General features: G+C 68.2%; 10 protein-coding genes. 6 read left to right on the plus strand and 4 right to left on the minus strand.

Features of this window, described 5'->3' with window-relative positions; genetic code table 11:
- Positions 1-609: 609 nt before the first annotated feature.
- The 3 genes from rplT to WMF39_RS39200 all read right to left on the minus strand — a co-directional run bounded on the left by rplT (position 610) and on the right by WMF39_RS39200 (position 5,197).
- A complete protein-coding gene (rplT, locus tag WMF39_RS39190) occupies positions 610-969 on the minus strand; it encodes a 50S ribosomal protein L20 (RefSeq protein WP_012239853.1) in 360 nt (119 codons plus the stop codon).
- A gap of 26 nt (positions 970-995) precedes the next feature.
- Positions 996-1,193, minus strand: a complete 198-nt coding sequence (rpmI, locus tag WMF39_RS39195; protein WP_012239854.1) for a 50S ribosomal protein L35 — start codon at positions 1,191-1,193, stop codon at positions 996-998.
- A gap of 194 nt (positions 1,194-1,387) precedes the next feature.
- Positions 1,388-5,197, minus strand: coding sequence for a DUF3857 domain-containing protein (locus tag WMF39_RS39200; protein ID WP_437741574.1), 3,810 nt, complete (start codon positions 5,195-5,197; stop codon positions 1,388-1,390).
- Positions 5,198-5,940: 743 nt separating this feature from the next.
- Between WMF39_RS39200 and WMF39_RS39205 the strand changes: the two genes are divergently transcribed.
- From WMF39_RS39205 to rimI, 6 genes are all read left to right on the plus strand, one after another.
- The gene (locus tag WMF39_RS39205; RefSeq protein ID WP_012239856.1) at positions 5,941-6,423 is read left to right on the plus strand and encodes a roadblock/LC7 domain-containing protein; all 483 of its coding nucleotides are present in this window, start codon (positions 5,941-5,943) and stop codon (positions 6,421-6,423) included.
- 11 nt (positions 6,424-6,434) lie between these two features.
- Complete coding sequence (locus WMF39_RS39210; RefSeq protein ID WP_012239857.1) at positions 6,435-7,025, plus strand: GTP-binding protein; 591 nt, start codon at positions 6,435-6,437, stop codon at positions 7,023-7,025.
- Positions 7,026-7,524: 499 nt separating this feature from the next.
- On the plus strand, positions 7,525-7,998 hold the full coding sequence (locus WMF39_RS39215; RefSeq protein ID WP_437741575.1) for a hypothetical protein: 474 nt from the start codon (positions 7,525-7,527) through the stop codon (positions 7,996-7,998).
- Between the two features lie 99 nt (positions 7,999-8,097).
- Entirely contained in the window at positions 8,098-9,378 is a 1,281-nt protein-coding gene (alr, locus tag WMF39_RS39220; RefSeq protein WP_437741576.1) for an alanine racemase, read from the plus strand.
- A gap of 62 nt (positions 9,379-9,440) precedes the next feature.
- Entirely contained in the window at positions 9,441-10,649 is a 1,209-nt protein-coding gene (locus tag WMF39_RS39225; protein ID WP_437741577.1) for a vWA domain-containing protein, read from the plus strand.
- Positions 10,646-11,170 (plus strand): ribosomal protein S18-alanine N-acetyltransferase, encoded by a 525-nt coding sequence (gene rimI, locus WMF39_RS39230; RefSeq protein WP_437741578.1) that lies wholly within the window; start codon positions 10,646-10,648, stop codon positions 11,168-11,170. Before WMF39_RS39225 ends, rimI begins: the two co-directional genes overlap by 4 nt.
- 15 nt (positions 11,171-11,185) lie before the next feature.
- Here the strand turns inward: rimI and tssM are convergent, their stop codons facing one another.
- Complete coding sequence (gene tssM / locus WMF39_RS39235; RefSeq protein ID WP_437741579.1) at positions 11,186-14,101, minus strand: type VI secretion system membrane subunit TssM; 2,916 nt, start codon at positions 14,099-14,101, stop codon at positions 11,186-11,188.
- Between the last annotated feature and the right edge of the window lie 56 nt (positions 14,102-14,157).

A 14,157-nucleotide genomic window follows, 5' to 3' on the forward strand; every position in this document is an offset into this window, starting at 1 on the left:
GCTTCGATGTTTCCTGAACCTGGGCCTCCCGATGGCAATGTCGAGCCCTCACCCGACGGACGAAGGCGGAGAAGGTTATTTTTCGCGACAGATCGCCTGGAAAGTTAGAAATTCCGGCAAATTGTTTAGCCTCAGCGGAATTTATCGCTAAGTCTGTCCCCTGGGAGGGGACCGGGATCACGCCTTAGGTCGGTCAGGCCTCGGCTGGGGACGCAGAGCCCCTGAGAGACAACGAACGGTCGGCCAGTCGCCAGCGGACTGGGCTGGGTCGGAGTTTACCCTGATCGCACGATCATAGGGTGCCATCGGTGGTGCATAGCAGGTGCGCACGGAATGCACGCTGCGCATTTGCTCGGTGCCTAATTGCCTCACACTGATGATGCTGATCAGCGTCAGCGACGGCAGCCGCACGTCCCCGCCTGAGGGATGCACCCGAACTCTACGTCTGCGATGCAACCCAAGGGAGCGCTCGCAACGGAGGCGAGTCAAATATACGAAATATTAGGATAATCGGGCACTGACAAGGAACGGGAGGCGGCCTTGGCCAATTTCGACCGTTCCGCATCGGGGTGGTCGAACGGCGGGCTCAAGACCACCCCCGCGGAGCCGTCACTTCGCCGCTGCGGGCGAAGCGAGCTTCGCCACGGCGCCGAACGACGCAGGATCGTGGATCGCGATCTCCGAGAGGATCTTCCGATCGAGGGCGATGCCTGCCTTCTTGAGCCCGCTGACGAGGCGGGAGTAAGTCGTGCCGTTGAGGCGCGCGGCAGCGTTGATCCTGGTGATCCAGAGGCGACGGAAATCCCGCTTCTTGAGCTTGCGGCTGATGTAGCCGTACTCCCAGGCGTGGCGGAGCACCTCAACCGCCTGGCGGAAGCGGTTCTTTCGGCCGAGGAAGTAGCCCTCGGTCTGGTTGAGGACACGGTTGCGACGGCGACGGGCCTTGAAGCCTCTCTTTACACGCGGCATCGGTAATTTACCTCACTGCTCCAGGGTCAGCCGTAGGGAAGAAGCAACTTGACGCGCTTCTCCATCGCCGAATCGACCATGTCGTTCTTGCGGAGACGACGCAGACGCTTCTTGCTCTTCTCCTGCATGCAGTGGTTGAGCCCGCCCTTGCTGCGGCGAATGCGGCCGGAGCCGGTCACCTTGAAGCGCTTGGCCGCGGCGCGGTTGGTCTTCATCTTCGGCATGATGCCCTCGATCCGAATGCCTATCGCTCCCGGCGGCCACCGCTCCGAACCACCGGAGAGGCTGTTCTGCGCCGCAGGGATGCGTAGAGGGGGCGCTTTATGGCGATCCGGCGTGGGGTTGTCAAGTGCCCAGGCAGCGGCTAGGGGCCGGTCGGCGCGCCGACGGGCCGGGGGTCAGGGCGTCGCTCAGTCGCTCACTTTCCGAACACCACCCGCTGACCGAAGACGCGGTCCGCCGTCTCGCAGAACGTTCGGAAGGCCATGTACTCGGACGGCTTGATCCGGGACTTCGTGAGGGAGATCTGACTGCGGACGACGATCTTCCCCGCGGACTGCTCGACCGAGAGCGAGAACTTGCCGAAGGGGGTGTCCACGTCCTGGGGCAGAGGCGCCCTGGTGACACGCCACCCGGCAGGGATCCGGATGGTCCATTCGTCCCGGCGCGTGGTGAGCGCGGGGATGATCACGTCGCGGGTGCGCGCCGAGAGGGAGGCGAACTCGGTGGCGAGACGCTGCGTGGGGACAGCCGGGACCGACAGGCTGTCGCCCTCCCTTCGAGCGAGCGCGACGGCTCTTCCTCGAGCCCGCAGCTTCGCCGGCTGCTCGATGTCCTCGAGATCGTTCACCTCGACCCCGGCCTTCCCGGGGGCCAGCTCGACCGCGCCGAAATCCGTGGCGAGGTCACGAGCTGCTCGGTCGCGGCGCGTCCCCTCCGCCATGTAGCGGGTCCGCCACTCCGGCGCGGACGCACCGGCCACCTGGATGTCGACCCCGAGCTGAGCTGATCCGTCGGCGCTGACCGCGATGTCGACGTTCCGGTGCACGACCGAGGCCTCGGGAGCAGGCTCCGGGAGGCGAACGAGCTTCGGCTTGCCCTCGTTGATCTGAAGCGCCATCGCTCCGCGATCCATGATCGGAAGCTCGGTCGAGCCCGAGTGCTCCGCCGTTCCGTCGAGGTAAAGGTCGAGCGACGGCACGTACGCGATCGCGTGGTCGAACGGAGCAAGGCTCGCGGGCTCCGGCCCGATGTCGCCTCGCATGCGGGTGCGCACGAGCACGATCGTCGCTGGGATGCCGATCTCGCGGAGCATCGTGACGATCAGCGTCGCCTTGTCCTTGCAGTCGCCCCAGCCACGAGCGAGCGTCTGCGCACACCTCCTCGGGCGAATCCCCTCGATGCCGAACTCGAGCGCCACGTAGCGCGTCTCGGTCGCGTACTTGTAAATCGCGCGGACCTTGCTCCGATCGTCGGCAAGGTTCTTCGTGATCTCGCGCACCCGCTTCCGCACCTCATCATCCACATCGAACTGCTCACGCGCGAGGCCCCAGTACCAGGAGCCGACCTCGTCCCAGGTCTTGAAGGTCGAGACGTGGACGTGCGCGAGGATCTCGGACCACGCGGGCATCGCCGGCTCGGGCGCCACCGGCGGCACCGAGGCGGCAGAGAAGCGGAAGATGCGCCGCTCGGCGTCCTCCTTGGTCTCGCGCACGAGGCCAGGGAGGTCGGACGCGAAGAGGTGGAACTGCCTCGTCTTCGGGGTGATCAGCACATACTCGCTGCTGGCGATCGGCTCATCCCCCTGGAGGAACTCGATCTCGCCGAAGTGATCGGCGATCTCGTTGCGAGGGCTGACGTCATCGACGCGGTAGCGCAGCTCGACGACGTCGCCGGCGTTGAGCCGCGGGAAGCTGACGTAGAACGTGCGCGCCGATGTGTACATCGCGAGCGCCGGGTTGTTCGCCCCCGATTCCCCGCTCTCGATCGCCCCGTCGACCTTGCCGTCTGCTCGGTAGACCTTCGCGGCACGGAGGCTGACGGTCTGGCGATCGGCCTGGTACTCGAACGCGTACTGCCGGGCGCTCGCCGCAGCCTCGTCCGTCAGCGGCTGGAAGACGACCTGCCGGAATCGGCTCGCCAGGCCGTTCGGGAAGACGGTGGTGACCGTCAGGTTGCGCAGCGTGCGCTTGGGATACTGCCGGTCAGCGTTGCGCCGCATCGGGAGGAAGCGGTCGGGCGCCCAGGCGTAGGCCTCATCAGCGCGCGGCTTCGGCGGCTCGATGTGCTCGATGTACTCGCGCACATCCTTCGCCTGAGGGCTGATCGCCAGGATCTGCTGCAGCATCTCCAGCTGCGATTCTCGGTTTCCCTCCTCGCCGTAGAGGTCCGAGAGAGCGCGCAGCGTTCCGATGTCTTCGGGCGCCATGGCGAGCGCGCGCTGATGGGCCGCGAGGGCGCGATCGCCCTGGCCGAGCGCGCGGTACGTGCGCGCCGCGACCGTGCGAGCCCAGACGGAGTCAGGCTCGCTGCGGAGGAAGCGCTCGATCCAGCGCTCCGCGCCGGCAGGGTCGCGGCGCGCCACCGCGAGCTCGACCTGCTGGTGAAGGAAGCTCGAGTCGTCGAACCGCAGCGCGGCGTAGCGCGCCTCCATCTCGGCGGCCTCCGTGTCGCGCCCGAGCGCGCGCAGCTGCGCCGCCGAGGCGCGGAGGAGCGAGACGCTGCTCGGCTGGCGCGCGAGCGCCCGCTCCAGCGTGGCGAGCGCGGTGCGCTTCAGCCCAGCCTCCACGTAGAGGTCCATGAGCCCGAGGACGGCCGCGACATGATCGGGATCGGAGGCCAGGATGCGCTCGTAGATCGGAGCCGCCTCCCGCCAGTTCGGGCTCGTCTGCGCGAGCCGAGCCTGCGAGAGCAGGACGTCGATGTCCTCACGACCGCCCGCGAGCGCGGCGGCGCGCTCGATCCACGCGCGCTGCTGGTTCCTGTCCTCGGAGAGCTGACCCGCGAGCAGGTAGCGACGCACGCTCGGCTCGGCCTCGGCGGAGCGCCGAGCGAGATCGCGCGCTCTGTGCTCCCCCTCGGCGTCGCCGCCGGTGAGCATGAGGTACCGCGCGAACGCCTCCAACACGGCGGGCGAAGGTCGAGCGGCGCCCGCGGCTCGCTCGAACGCTTGCATCGGCCCCTCGATGGCAGCCGCGCGCGCGGCGAGCTTCGCGCCGGAGGTTGACCCTTCGGCCTGCGCCCGCGCCCCGCCCGCGCGCCTCGCGTCAGCCGCTTCCCCCTGAGGCGCCGTGACCTGGGTTCCGATGTCCGAGGTCACATCCAGATCAAGATCCGGCGCCCCCTTCTCGTTGCCGATGCGCAGCGCGAACTTGGGCGCCGACGCACCTCCGCAGACCTTGATCGTCAAGCGGTTGTAGCCGGGCCGCAGCGTCACCGGCGCGGCGAACCGATCGATGTCGAGCTCGCGGTACCCCGGATCGGCCAGGACCTTCGCGCCGTTCCAGAACAGCTTGAACGCCCCGTCTGCCCCGACCCAGATCGAGATCGGCCGAGGAGCGCGCGTCCCAGCCTTCGCGCGGACGAACGTCGTCGCGTAGCCGCAGACGCTCTCCACCGGACGGATGAAATCGCCGAAATCAAACCACCCGTACTGCGGCGCCTCGGGGGGCACGCGCCAGCGGACCGCGCGCGCCTTGCCGTCGTACGTCCTGCCCGCAGCCACCGGCTGCTCGAGATCTTCCTCGGGCCCGAACGCCCGCTCGAAGCCCCCCTTGTTCTCGTTGTCGAACGGTCCGATCGTCGCCCAGCGGCCGATGAACCCGAGCTTCTGGATCCTCGCGACCGCTCCGTCGAGATCACCTCGACGCCTGCGCGCGTACGCCGAGAGGAGCTCCGCATAGACCTGGGTGGGCGCGCTGGTCGCGCCGGCCTCAGCGATCGACGCGATCGCCTCCTCGACCTGGGTCGGATCCGCGCGGTCCCACGTGCGCCAGAGCTCACGTAACGCGCCGTAGACCTCGGGGCCCCTCGCCGCGCGGACAGCCACGTGCGCGGAGAGCACCTCAGGGTGAACCGCGCCGAGCTCCGCGCGCGCGTCGGCGCCGAGCGACATGGCGCACGCCAAGGCCGCCGTCCCCACGGTGAGCGCGCAGAAGGAGCGCCCCCTCGTCGTCCCCGGGTTGAGCTCGATCTCACGGGGCTCGGCCCGGCTGAGCACGTCACGCATCCGAGGCGCTATCCCGTGGCCGAAGCCATCGGTCAAGCACAAGCCATGGCTGCAGAGGCGTCGCACCGGCCGAGGTCAAGGGGGTGCTGCCCACGAGCCGGCGGAACGCACGCCGGCAGGAGGTCGTCCCCCAAGGCCGCGTTCATCGGGCCGCTTCATGAGCTCGCCGCGCCGCGCGCGCCGATCCTCCGAATTTCGTCGATCTTCTGCGGGTACAGAGCGATCACACGCAGCGCGCCCCACACCAGCGCCCTCGGAGGAGGACGCAGCGCCGTCCGACCGCATTCAACGAAGGAAACAATAACAATTCTCGATATTTATCATGCAGGCCTTCTGGGCGGACGGGCGCCTGGAAAAGGTCCGGAACCAAGCCTCCCCTGGGGGCAGGGGGAGCGAGCTCCGTCGGGGCCCGACAAGGCTCGGCGAGGTTCGGCCGTGCGATCCTCCAACTTCCAGAAAGGGCCGCCTTGCTCCGCCGCACCTGCTTCGGATAGAAACGTCCCAAGATGTACGGGTGCACGGTCGATGAGCAGCCGCACTGCGCGCTGCGAACCAGCCATGCAAGTCCCAAGGCAGTGAGCGTCACGCCGCGAACGTGGTACCGGTGGTAAGGCAAGCCCGCGCAGCGGGAAGCCAGTTGGATGACGATGGTCGGGGACCGCACGTGCGGCGCCCGGTGATGACAAGGGCGACAGAGCCCGCAATGCCCAGGGCCCCATCGCGAGAGCGCTGGCGGAGGAACGATGGTCAACCCTCAGATGGTGATGTACGAGGAGGAATTCAATCAGATCCAGAGCGTGGTGGATCGCCTCGTCAAGGACGCCAATGCGAAGGTCGTCTTCATCGTTGACAAAAACGGGCAACTGATCGCCGCGAGCGGAGACGTCGACAACCTCGACACCACGTCGCTCGCCTCGCTGACGGCGGGGAACATCGCCGCCACGGGCGGGATGGCGAAGCTCCTCAAGGAGAACGAGTTCGCCACTCAGTTCCACGAGGGTGAAAAGGCGAACATCCACATCCAGCTGGTCGGGAACCGCGTCATCCTCGTGGTGATCTTCGACTCAAAGTCGAGCCTCGGGTTGGTGAGGCTCCGGGTGCGAAAGGCGAGCGAGGAGCTCAACCACATCTTCGAAGCGCTGCTCAAGAAGGTGCAGGAGCCGGGCGCCGACTCGCCGTTCGCCGAGATCACCGACGAGGACATCGACAACCTCTTCAACGACTAGGAGCGCGGTCGATGAGCTTCATCAATTACATGGCGCGCGAGATCAACTGCAAGATCGTCTATTACGGCCCGGGTCTCTGCGGCAAGACGACGAACCTGCAGTACATCTATGAGCGCACCAACCCGGACGCGAAGGGGAAGATGATCTCCCTCGCCACGGAGACCGACCGGACACTCTTCTTCGACTTCCTCCCGCTCGCGCTGGGCGAGATCCGCGGCTTCAAGACGCGGTTCCACCTGTACACGGTGCCGGGGCAGGTCTTCTACGACGCGAGCCGCAAGCTCATCCTGAAAGGCGTCGACGGCGTGGTCTTCGTGGCAGACTCGCAGCTCGGCCGCATCGAGGCGAACCAGGAGTCGGTGGAGAACCTCCGCACGAACCTGGCAGAGCAGGGCTACTCGCTGGACAAGATCCCGTACGTCATCCAGTACAACAAGCGAGACCTGCCGGAGATCGGCACCGTCGAGGAGCTCCGCTCGCTGCTGAACCCGACGAACGTCCCCGATTTCGAGGGGGTCGCGCGGACCGGCGTCGGGGTGTTCGACACGCTCAAGGCGGTCGCCAAGCTGGTGCTGACCGAGCTGAAGAAGGGCGGCCCCTAGGTTCCAAGGGCCGGCCCCAGAGATTGGATCGAAGAACGCGCAGCGAGCGAGCCCGTGGACTCGCTCGCGCTCGGTGCAACGATCAGGTGCGCTGATAGATGCGGTTGCGCCGGTTGCGGTTCTTCGCCTTCAGCTTGGACCGGTGGCGCTTCGACTTGGAGCGCGTGGTCTTCCGAGGACCTTTCGACAGCATGAGGAACATGAACAGGCTCCGTTGAGGCGCCCGGCGCGGAGGCGTCGTGCCGCCGCCGCCGGTGCGAAGGGGCGGCAACGTACGGCATCACAGGCCAAAGTTCAACCGGAGAGCACCTCGACCGGGCGACCGGCAGGTTCCCGCGGCGGATAGGACAGGCCCTGGCACCAGGGCCGAGCTTTTCTGCTATCGGTGTTCCACGACGTGCGGTTCAGGACCCTCCTCTGCCTAGCCGCCGCCTCGGTGACCGCATGCGGCGCGAGCATCAACGCGGTCTACGAGGGGGACGTACGCTTCGAACACTGCATGGCGCTTGACTCGCTGGCCGACGTCAAGCCGACCCTGCGGCGCGCGTGCTGGGACGAGTGGCTTCAGTTCTGTACGTTCGGCCAGACGCGCGACCGTGTGGAGTACGCCACGCTGCGGGCCAGGCAGCTCAGCCACGCCAGTGATTTTGACGAAGGCGAGTGGACTCCGCCGAGCAGCCGAGCCCCTGCCGTGCCTGAGCCGACCAGCGCGCTCGCTCCGCCGCCCAGGCTCCTGACCGCCGACGTGGCCGCGCCGGCGGCAACGGAAGAGGCCCATGCAGACCCAGACGCGAACGACGGCGGCGCTGCGGCCTCGGCGTCGAACACCGCGGAGGAGGTTGCGCCGCCGGGAGCGAAGTGCAGCGCGTCGTGCCAGACGGACTGGAAGGAATGCCAGGACGACTGCAAATCCGCCGCCTGCGAAAAAGGATGCTCCGGCAAGTACACGCGGTGCATGCGTCGCTGCTTCTGATCGACGTCGTCTGCTCTCCGCGCAGATGCCTCACCTTGTCACACCAAGATGGCCTGGAATCTTGACCCGCGATCGAGCGTAGAGCTATCGGCGTACACGATGTCCGCTTCGCACGCGCCCAAAGAGCTCAGCAGCACGACTCCTGATCGCAACGGCACGGCGTCGCCCCTCGATGGGCTCGGTGCGAGCGCAGGCCCCATGCGGGTGCTGCGGCCACGGCGAGCGGCGCCCGCGGACGCCGTGCGGCCGACCCGCGCCGAGGTGAACCTCGCGCACCTGCGGCACAACCTGCGCGTCCTCGAGCGCGGGTTGACCGGCGCGACGAAGCCGCAAATCTGGGGGGTGCTCAAGGCCGATGCGTACGGCCACGGCGCGCCGGCGGTCGCACGGACGCTCGAGCGCGCAGGGATCCCCGGCCTGTGCGTCGCGTTGCTCGAGGAGGCCATCGAGCTGCGAGACGCCGGCATCCGGCTGCCCATCCTCGTCATGGGCGGCTACTACGGCCCGCGGCGCGACGGGTTCGAGGAGATCATCGCGCGCGATCTCGTGCCCGTCGTCTACGACGCTGGCCAGATCGAGCGCCTCGCGAGCGTGGTGCGGCTCGAGCAGCGCGGTCGCGTGGGCGTCCATCTCAAGGTCGACACCGGCATGGGACGGCTCGGGGCCGCGAGCTCGGAGATCGAGGCGGTGCTCGCGACGCTCGCCAAGCACCCGGAGGTGAAGCTCGACGGGCTCATGACCCACCTCGCCTGCGCGGACGCCGACGATCTCGGCGTGACGATCGAGCAGATGCGCCTCTTCGGGGAGATCGAGCAGCGAGCGAAGAGCTTCGGCCTCACGCCGCGGGTGCGGCACGCCTCGAACAGCGCGGCGATGCTGCGCCTCCCTGCGGCGCTGCTCGACATCGTCCGTCCGGGGGTCGCGCTCTTCGGAATATCGCCGTGCGCGGGGCTCGCGCCCGACCTCAAGCCGGTCATCCGGGTGCGCAGCGAGATCGTCGCGCTGCGCACGATCGCGAAGGGCGACAGGATCGGCTACGGCCACACCTGGCAAGCTTCCCGGGAGAGCGTCGTGGCGACCGTGCCGATGGGGTACGCCGACGGCCTGAGCCGCCAGCTCTCGAACCGCGGGGCCGCCCTCGTGCGCGGTCAACGCGCGCCGATCGCGGGCGCCGTGTCGATGGATCTCACGATGCTCGACGTGACGGATGTACCGGGAGCACGCCTGGGCGATGAGGTGGTGTTCCTCGGAACGCAGGATGGGCCGCTCGGGCGCGGCACGATCAGCGCTGAAGAGATCGCGGGGCTCACGGGGACGATCGCCTGGGAGGTGCTGACCAGCATCTCGCGCCGCGTGCCCAGGTTCTACCGCGAGCCCTGAACGCGCGCGGCGGCGCCCGCGCTGGCGCTGCCGGCTCGAACGGGCGTGATACGCTGCTCGCCATGAAGACGGCCGTGAAGCAGCGAGCCGGCGCCTGCGGCATGCTCCTCTGCATCGGAGCCGCGCTCGCGCTCGGCGGCGCGGCGATGACCGCATGCGAGGACGAGGTCACGAAGCAGCGTCCGCGCAGCGGCGCCGGTCAGGAGGCGCAGGAGCCGGAGGGCGGGTTCGATCCGGACACCGAAGAGCCGAGCGGACCACCGGCCGCAGATGCGGGAGGGCTCTGCGGCAACCGGATCCACCAGGTCGAGATCACCGAAGCGCCGAACATCTACTTCGTCCTCGATGCGTCGGGCAGCATGCTCAGCCCCGCCTCCTCGAGCTCGAACGCGACCCGATACGACCGGGTCCATGATGCCGCGGTCGACCTCGTGCGCAACCTGGGCCCGCTGATCAACGTCGGCGCCGCCGTGTTCCCCCTGGACGCGACCGACGAGGCGCCGTGCAGGCCGGGCGGCGAGGTCTTCGCTGTCACCCCGGGGGCTCCCTTCGCAGAGGGACAGGAGGGCTCCACGACGACATCGCGGTTCCGCGCGGCGACGCGGGCCACGCCCCTCGGCGGCACGCCTACCGCGGCGACCCTCGCGGCGCTGACGCCGAAGCTCGTCGAGCTCCCCGGCAAGACAATCGTCGTGCTCGCGACCGACGGCGGTCCGAACTGCAACAGCTCGGCGATATGCGAGGCCGACGGGTGCATCGCCAACATCGAACAGCAGTGCCCCGACCCCGAGGAGAACTGCTGCTCGCCCTTGGGCCCCTCGGGCCCCGAAGGGTGCCTCGATCGCGACGATACGGTCGCCGCGATCGAGCGGCTCGCGGCGAGCGGGATCGAGGTCTACGTCGTCGGCATCCCGGGGAGCGAGTTCTACGGCGATGTCCTCGACCAGATGGCGCTCGCCGGCGGCACGGCGCAGTTCGTGAGCCCGTTCTACTTCAAGGTGGACAACCTCGACACGCTGGGGAACGTCCTCTCGAAGATCGCCAGCATCGTCGTCTCCTGCGAGTTCGACCTGGTCGACCCGCCTCCCGAGGCGGGACAGACGAACGTCTACCTGGACGACGAGCTGGTCGCCTACGACCCGGAGAACGGCTGGCGCTGGAAGTCGCCCGCGGTCGTCGAGCTCCTCGGGGAAGCCTGCACGAAGCTCAAGAGCGGGCGCGTGGGGCAAGTCCAGATCGTCTCCGGCTGTCCCACGGAGGTGGCGAGGTGAAGCGCGACGCGACGAGGCCCTCGGCCTCGCTGAGCCAGCTGACGGCCGACGCTGCGGACGAGGCTGCGCTCGACGAGATCGACGCCGTCGCGTCCGCGGCCTTCGACGTCCCGCAATTCTCCGCGCGAGAAGAGCTGCGCCGCCCCTGGACGCGCTGCTGGGTCGCGCGCGAAGAGCGGCGCGCGCTCGCCTTCCTCATCGCGTGGCACGTCGCCGACGAGCTCCACGTGCTGAACGTGGCCACCTGCCCGGCCGCGCGGCGGCGCGGGCTCGCGACGGCGTTGATGAATCGATCGCTCGAGTATGCGCAGCAGCAGCAAGTGCGGCTGATCCTGCTCGAGGTGCGCCGCTCGAACCGGGCAGCGATCCGGCTCTACCGGAAGCTCGGCTTCACCGCGATGGGGGTACGCCCTCGGTACTACAGCGACAACGGCGAGGATGCGATCGAGATGGTGCTCACGCTCGATCCAGCGACCGGCGCGGTGCAACCAGGCCGCGACGAGATCCGCATCGAGATCTGAACCGCACCGCGTGGCTCAGCGCGAGCCCGCAGCAGGCGCCGCCGCGGGAAAGCGAGACACCGCGGCGAGCGGCGGCAGCCGCGCCGCCACCACCTGCATCGGGGTGAGCAACAGCGGCCGGAGCAGCGTCTTGGCCCGCTCGTCGAAGGGCTGGAGGAGCGCGTCGGCCTGTCGCGTCGCCTCGACCAACCGATCGGCCATGAGGCGCGCGTCGACGTTGGGGTTCAGATCCTCGAGGCGCTGGATCTCGTCGCGAAGCGCGCTGAGCAACGAGATGTACCTCGCCAGGGGCGTGTCCGTGATCGGCGCCGAGCCGCTCGGCGCGGCCGGCACGCCGAACTCGACGGTCCGCTTGAACTCATCCGGCACCGAGCTCGGCCGGTTTCTTATGAGCTTCACGTTGACGGGGACCTTCAGCCTCGTCTTCTGCTCGATCTTTCGATCGAGGTACTCCTTCCCCCGCTTGGCCAGGGCCGAGTCCTCGATCGCGCTGCGATCCCGCTTCCACTGCGTGTTGTCCTCGAGAGCGCGGATGATGCGGAGGTAGGGGTAATCCGCCTGGGTGAGCGCCTGGTACGTCTCCTTCGCCTCCTTCAGGTTGGCCGGGAGCCGCACGGTGAGGTCCGCCATCCAGTCGGTCCACTGCGCGATGTAGCTGACGTCGTAGTCGGCCGCGAGGCCGTCCAGGTTCTTGTTGATCGAGGCTTCCTCGCCGGGCGCGAGGTCCACGACCCACCGCTCAGCCATCAAGCTGCCGGCGCCGCTCTCGAGCCTCTCGAGCACCGCGAAGTGCCCCCTCTCGGTGTACGGACCGTCCACCTCCTTCCAGCGCTTCTCCTTCGCGTACAGCTTGCTGCCGATGATCTTCAGCACGGCGGGGCGGTCGGCGAACATGTCGCCGAGCGTGTGCGGAGGGTACTTGCGGTTGGCGCGGCTGTTGTCACCCGTCTCGTCGTACTTCTCCTCGATGATCGCGTTGACGAAGAAGTCGTAGTACCGCTTCCGCGGTGGCACGGCCTGGAGCGTCGCGCGCACGCTCGCGACCAGATCCTCCTTGCGCGCGATCGGCGTGACCCGCTTCTCCTTGATGAGCGTCAGGTAGTACTCGACGTGCCGTTCGAGCTGCTTCTTCAGCTCGCTCTCGGTGAGGTTCGAGGTCGCCCGCAGCACCTCGGCCCAGAGCGAGGTGAACCTGTCCTTCGCCCACGGAACGTCGAGGTGCTCGACGTCGCTCAGCATCAGGTACAGCTTGAGGTCGTTCCGCTCGCGGAGGTAGTGGTCGCCCTTCGCGAGCTTGAGGCGATCCTCGAGCCGCTGCTTGCACGGGATCACGAAGCCGTTCTGGAGGCTGGCGACGTAGACGTGCACGAGCGGCGGGTACACCGTCTCGCCCTGGAACATCGTCCACCCCTTCCCGTCCGGCGGCCCCTCCTCGCGCGCCTTGTCGATCTCCTTCAGCCGATCCAGCGCAGGCCGCAGCGCGGCGAGCTTCTCCGAGAGGGGTCGCGTGTCCTCCCATCGGAGCGCGCTGACGGTGCGCGCGTCCGCCTCCACGTCGCGCAGGAACGCGCGGTTGTTGGCGAACGACACCACGCTGGGGATCGCGAGGATGACCCCGAGCGCCGCGGCCGCCGCGCTGATCGCGCCGCGAACGAGCCGCTGACGCCGGATCTCGCTCGCGCTCCTCGCGGCGATGTCCCCGTCCGGGAAGACGACGTTCATGAAGACGTCGTGGAGGAAGTAGCTCTTCGACTCCACGTTCTGCTGCGCCGCGGCCTCGTGCGTGCGGATCCCCATCGCCTGGCCCATGCGCTGGAGGACCCGGTCGAGCGGCCTGCCCTCCTGCGTGCCGCTCGTGAAGTAGAAGCCGCGAAAGATGGGCGTCCCCTGGAACGCGTTGACCATGAAGACGGTCGAGACCAGATCGGAGAGGTTCCGCCGGATACCCGAGAACTCGAGCGGGAACTGGTAGACGCGCTCGCGCGCCTCGCGGCTGCGCTCCATCACGAGCCGCTTCAGCGAGCGGCCGTGGATCTGCTTCGCCAGGGCGTCGAACTCGGCGTCGAAGAGCCTCCCTGGGTTCGCCTTGTCCGCGCTCAGCTTGAGCGTCGCTCCCCACGCCTGCGCGCGGTCGCTCTTGCGCATGTCGCCGAAGAACTCCGAGAAGCCCGCGATGAGGTCGCATTTCGTGAACAGGAGGTAGACGGGCAGCACCATGTGGAGCTGCGTCATCACCTCGTCGATGCGCGCCCGGAGCTTCTTCCCCATCAGCTCGACTTGCTGCTCGCTCGCGTCGATGAGATCCGCCACGCTCACGGCGACCAGGATGCCGTTGAGCGGGCGGCGAGCGCGGTGCTTGAGGAGCATCTGCAGGAACGCGATCCACTCCTCGTGGTCGTCCTGCTCCGTCGTGTAGCGCCCCGCGGTGTCGAGGAGGATCGCCTCGTTGGTGAACCACCAGTCGCAGTTGCGGGTGCCGCCGACGCCGCGCACGCCGCCGCCGTTGCTCGGGTGCGCGTACGGGAAGACGAGGCCCGAGTGCTTCAACGCCGTCGTCTTCCCCGCCCCGGGCGGGCCGATGATGACGTACCAGGGCAGCGAGTAGAGCGCGGCGTTGCCGTGCTCCTTCCCCTTGCCGAGCTTCGAGCTCTTCAGGGCGCTGATGCCGCCCTGGACCTGCCGCTGGAGCTCCTGGATCTCGGCGCGGCGCTCGGGCCGAGCGTTGAGCGCCTGCTGCGCTCCCTGCCGGACGATGGCCCGCTCAAGCGCAGACGCGGCGCGGCGCGCGTTGATCCGGCGGTACACGAAGAGCGCGATCGCGGCGAGCGCGATGACGACGCTCGTCGCGATCGGGATCGCGGTGGGCAGGTCGAACGTGAAGAACGCCGCCCACGAGATGAGGAACAACAGCCCGAAGAGGACCCACAACACGGAAGCGACGATACCACCGGTCGCCGCTTCCGGAGCACGTCCACGCGGCGCCGCCG

Origin of the sequence: Sorangium sp. So ce1504 (genome assembly GCF_051521635.1) — a bacterium.
GTDB lineage: Bacteria > Myxococcota_A > Polyangia > Polyangiales > Polyangiaceae > Sorangium > Sorangium cellulosum_B.

What these genes read in the sequence shown, in the direction of transcription:
- rplT (WP_012239853.1), bottom strand. Translation starts at nt 969, where the DNA reads ATGCCGCGTGTAAAGAGAGGCTTCAAGGCCCGTCGCCGTCGCAACCGT.
- rpmI (WP_012239854.1), bottom strand. Translation starts at nt 1,193, where the DNA reads ATGCCGAAGATGAAGACCAACCGCGCCGCGGCCAAGCGCTTCAAGGTG.
- WMF39_RS39200 (WP_437741574.1), bottom strand. Translation starts at nt 5,197, where the DNA reads ATGCGTGACGTGCTCAGCCGGGCCGAGCCCCGTGAGATCGAGCTCAAC.
- WMF39_RS39205 (WP_012239856.1), top strand. Translation starts at nt 5,941, where the DNA reads ATGGTCAACCCTCAGATGGTGATGTACGAGGAGGAATTCAATCAGATC.
- WMF39_RS39210 (WP_012239857.1), top strand. Translation starts at nt 6,435, where the DNA reads ATGAGCTTCATCAATTACATGGCGCGCGAGATCAACTGCAAGATCGTC.
- WMF39_RS39215 (WP_437741575.1), top strand. Translation starts at nt 7,525, where the DNA reads ATGGCGCTTGACTCGCTGGCCGACGTCAAGCCGACCCTGCGGCGCGCG.
- alr (WP_437741576.1), top strand. Translation starts at nt 8,098, where the DNA reads ATGTCCGCTTCGCACGCGCCCAAAGAGCTCAGCAGCACGACTCCTGAT.
- WMF39_RS39225 (WP_437741577.1), top strand. Translation starts at nt 9,441, where the DNA reads ATGAAGACGGCCGTGAAGCAGCGAGCCGGCGCCTGCGGCATGCTCCTC.